Genomic DNA, 4,326 nt, shown 5'->3' on the forward strand with positions numbered 1-4,326 from the left:
CACCCACGCCGACGTGACCACGCCGAACATCTCCAGAAAGCGCGTGTAGAACTGGCTGCTGCGATGCGTGTGGCCGTCCTGCACGTCGCGGGCGATGTCGTCGAGCGCGGCGGCGATCCGGTCGGCGCCCACGCGCAACGCATCGAACAGCGGCCGCAGTTCCGCATGCGTGCCGGCGTGATGCTGCTGCGCGAGGAACGCGTCGAGTTCGTCGCGGTAGTACTGGATCAGCCGCGAATGGCGGCCGAAGCCGAGCTTGTCGCGCACGAGATCCTGCGCCTGGATGTAGTTCGTGCCTTCCCAGATCGACAGGATCTTCACGTCGCGCGCGTTCTGCTCGACCGGGCTCGCGTCGGTATAGCCGAGCCCGCCATGCACCTGGATCGCCGTTTCGCAGATGCGCCACGCCTGGTCGGAGATGAACGCCTTGCAGATCGGCGTCAGCAGCAATTGCAGCTTGCGATGGCGCTCGATCTCGGCCGGGTCGGCGTCGGGCGTGGCTTCGAGCATCGCCGCGCGCGTCGCGGTCGCCGCGAGCTTGCCGAGCAGGCCGCGGCAGCCGTCGACGCGGCTTTTCATGTCGACCAGCATGCGCTGCACGTCCGCGTGCTCGACGATCGCGACGCGCGCGGCGTGGGTGTTCGATGCGCGCTCGATCGGCCGGCCCTGCAGCCGGCGGCCCGCATACTCGACCGCGTGCAGGTATGCGCTCGACGCGACGCCGACGCCGAACATCCCGGTGCTCATGCGCGCCTGGTTCATCAGCGGCATCAGCTGCAGCAGGCCGACGTTGCGCCGGCCGCCGAGCAGCCAGCCTTTCGTCGTGCCGTTCGAACTGAACACGAGATGCGTGTTCGCGCAGCCCTTGAGCCCCATCTTGCGCGGCAGGCCGATGCAGTCGACGTGGTTCGGCTGCAGCTCGCCGGTTTCCTCGTCGGGCCAGAAGCGCGGCACGACGAGGCACGACAGCGAGAACGAATCCGGCGACGCGGTATCGATGCGGCCGAGCACGAAATACAGCGTGTTTTCCGTCAGTTCGTGCATGCCGGCCGAGATGTACACCTTCTCGCCGTCGATCGCGTAGATATCACGTTCGAGCGGCGTCGCGCGCAGCGCCACGGCGGTCAGGTCGGTGCCGGCCTGCGGTTCGGTCGCGCAGAAGCACGCGTCCCAGCGGTACGCTTCGAGCGGTGCGATCAGCGCCTTCTGGTGCGGCGTGCCGTGCATCTGCAGCAGCTTGACCGCGGGGCGCGTGAAGCCGCCGTAGGTCATGAACGACGGGTTCGCGCCCATGAACATCTCGTAGATCATCTGCGTGACGATCGGCGGCAGCCCGTGCGCGGTGCCGAACAGCGTGTTCGACCATTCGTCGCGAAAGCGCGCCCACAGCGCGTGGAAATGCGAAGGAATTCGTACCTGACCGTCGTCGAGCAGCGTGCAGCCCTCGACGTCGGCCTGCTGGTAGCTGCGCCCGAGGTCGAGCGCGAAATCGCGTGCGCGTTCGAGCAGTGCATCGATCGACGCGCGATCGTGCGTGCCGTACAGGCCGTGTTCCGCCAGGAACCGCTTGTCGGCCTCGAACAGTTCCCACAGAAAGAAGCGCAGTTCGCGCAGGCTTACCTTGTATGCGCTCATCATGCGTCTCCTTCGATATCGAGTGCGGCGTCGAGGCCGCCGGCCAGGTCGACCACGGCGGCGGCCGCCGCGCCATGCAGCGCCGCGTCCCACACGAGCACCGTGCGGCGCTCGCCTTCGTCGAGCGCGCCCGCGAGCCGGATCAGCGCGGCGGCCGATTCGGCCGACGACAGATGGCCCGAGCCGTCGTGCTGGATGCGCGCGGCGACCGGAATCGACGCGGCGTCGGCCACGCGCGCCGCGAAGCCGGGATCGAATCCGGGCGGCACGCACCAGTCGATCTGGTTCGCGCGCAAGTTGGCCTGTTCGAGCGCGCGGCGGATCGCGCGGGCGGCGACCGGCGCGAGCGTGTCGCGCAGCGCGGTTGGCGCATCGGCCCACGGGTCCGTGATCGATGGCCCGAATTCGAGCGCGACGGACCGTACGCCGCCCCACGCCGCAGGTTCCGGCGCCGGGCCCGCGCGCGACACGAGCAGCGCGGCGGCCGCGTCGCCGTAGCCGACCAGGTCGCCGAACTGGCGGAAGAACGGGTAGAGCCACTTGTCGCTGAGGATCACGAGCGCCTGGTCGCCTTCGTCGAGCAGCAGCCCGTCGAGCAGCATCAGCGCCGAATACCAGCCGAGCGTGCCGTTCTGGCCGAGCGCGAACGGCGTCACGCGCTGCAGCCCGAGTTCGTACTGCATGCGGCCGACGACCGAGTCGCCGATCCCTTCGTTGAGCGCGCAACTGGCGACGATCACGTGCGTCGTGCGGGCCAGCGCGCCGGAGCCGAGCTGGTCGCGCAGGTCGAGCGCCGCGTCGGCGGCCAGATCGGCGAGGCTGCGCCCGGGCGGTGCGACGCGCAGCGCGGGCCGGCCGCCCGGCGCGAGGCGCGTGCCTTCGTCGGGCGTCAGCGCGCCCATGCCGCGCGGCCGCGCAAAGCGCGCCTGCGGCAGCAGCAGGTGCCGGTAGCCGGGGTGGCGCTCCTGCGCCTGGATTGCGCTGAACACGACGGCGGGCGGCAGCACCACGACACCGCCGGACAATGCGAGCGTGCCGGGCGCGGCGACGCGCGGCGCGCCGACACAGGTTTCATCGAGCGTCGACAGGCTCATGCTGCGGTCTCCTCGAGGTTCGGGCGCGCGAACGCGTCGCGATACTGCGCTTTCAATGCGGGTCGGTCGATCTTGCCGTTCGGGTTGCGCGGCAACGTCGGCAGCGGCTCGACGACGAGCGGGTTCATGTAGGTGGGCAACGCGTCGCGGCATGCGCGGGCGATGTCGGCGCGGCACGCGTCGGCGTCGAGCGTCGACACGACGCACGCGGCGATCGCTTCACCGAGCGCCGGGTGCGGGACGCTGAATACCGCGGCCTCGCGGATGTGCGGCAGCGCGAACAGCACGTCCTCGACCTCGGTCGGGCTCACGCGATAGCCGGAGGTCTTGATCATGTCGTCGCCGCGCGCGACGAAGTACAGGTAACCGTCCGCGTCGCGCCGCACGATGTCGCCCGACCACACGGCGACGTCCGGGCGCGGAATCTCGCCGTGCCGGCGCGGCAGCGGACGAAAGCGCTGCGCGGTCAGCTCGGGCCGGTTCCAGTAGCCGAGCGTGACGAACGCGCCGCGGTGCACGAGCTCGCCGGGTTCGTCGGCCGCGCATTCGCTGCCGTCGGCGCGCAGCACGAGGATCTCCGCGTTCGGCACGGCCTTGCCGATCGACGTCGGGCGCAGCGCCGCGTCGGCCGGCGCCAGGTAGGTCGAGCGGAACGCCTCGGTCAGCCCGTACATCAGGTACGGCGAAGCCTGCGTGAACAGCGCCTGCAGGCGGTGCAGCAGCGGCGTCGCGAGATGGCCGCCGGTGTTCGCGAAGCGGCGGAGCCGCGTGCGTGCGGTGTCGCTCCAGCCGGCCGACGCGATCTGCATCCACAGCGGCGGCACGCCGGTGATCGACGTCACGCCGAACGCGTCGCAATGGCGCGGCACCTCGGCCGGCTGCAGGAAGTCGAGCGGCGTGTAGCACGCGCCGGACGCCAGCGCGGTCGTGAGCTGGCTCAGGCCCGCGTCGAAGCTGAGCGGCAGCACGCCGAGCACGACGTCGTCTTCGGCGAGCTGCTGATACGCGGCGACGCTGAACGCACCCGACACCAGGTTGCGATGCGACACGACGACGCCCTTCGGCTTGCCGGTCGAGCCGGACGTATAGAGCAGCGCAGCCGGATCGTCGTCGACCGGGCGGCCGGCGGGGGCCGCTGCCGATGCTGATGCCGGCGTATCGGTGCCCGGCGAGTCGATCGCATCGGCCAGTTCCTCGATCAGCAGCGTGCGCGCGCCGACGAGCGCGGCGAGCGCCGGCAGGCGCTTGAGCCGCTGCGCGCCGGTCACGAACAGCGCGGCGCCGCTGTCGGCGACGATGTGTTCGATCTGCGCTTCCTTCAACTGCGGATTGACCGGTACGAAGATCGCGCCGAGTGCGTTGGCCGCGAGCATCGCGACCACGGTTTCGACGCGCTTCGGCGCGTAGATCGCGACGCGTTCGCCGGGCCGCACGCCGCGCGCCGCGAGTACGGCGGCGGCGCGCCGGACCGCGCGGGCGAGCTGATCGTAAGTCAGGGTGCCGTCGCCGTCGGCATACGCCGGATGATGCGGCCAGCGCTCGGCGCCGTGTTCGAGCAGGTCGGCGATGCTGATCAATGCGTTCATGATCGGCTCCT

3 protein-coding genes are annotated in these 4,326 nt (G+C 70.6%); all 3 read right to left on the reverse strand.

What is annotated here, in order from left to right; all coding sequences use genetic code 11:
* On the reverse strand, positions 1-1,635 hold a 1,635-nt coding region (locus JMF90_RS26305), incomplete at its 3' end, for an acyl-CoA dehydrogenase family protein (protein ID WP_201325616.1).
* Positions 1,635-2,729: a hypothetical protein gene (locus JMF90_RS26310; protein WP_011549199.1), complete on the reverse strand. Its 1,095-nt coding sequence runs from the start codon at positions 2,727-2,729 to the stop codon at positions 1,635-1,637. The genes JMF90_RS26305 and JMF90_RS26310, both read right to left, overlap by 1 nt.
* A complete protein-coding gene (locus tag JMF90_RS26315) occupies positions 2,726-4,315 on the reverse strand; it encodes an acyl-CoA ligase (AMP-forming), exosortase A system-associated (protein WP_054928603.1) in 1,590 nt (529 codons plus the stop codon). Before JMF90_RS26315 ends, JMF90_RS26310 begins: the two co-directional genes overlap by 4 nt.
* Between the last annotated feature and the right edge of the window lie 11 nt (positions 4,316-4,326).

This window comes from Burkholderia sp. E168m23 (assembly GCF_016586125.1).
Lineage (GTDB): Bacteria > Pseudomonadota > Gammaproteobacteria > Burkholderiales > Burkholderiaceae > Burkholderia > Burkholderia orbicola.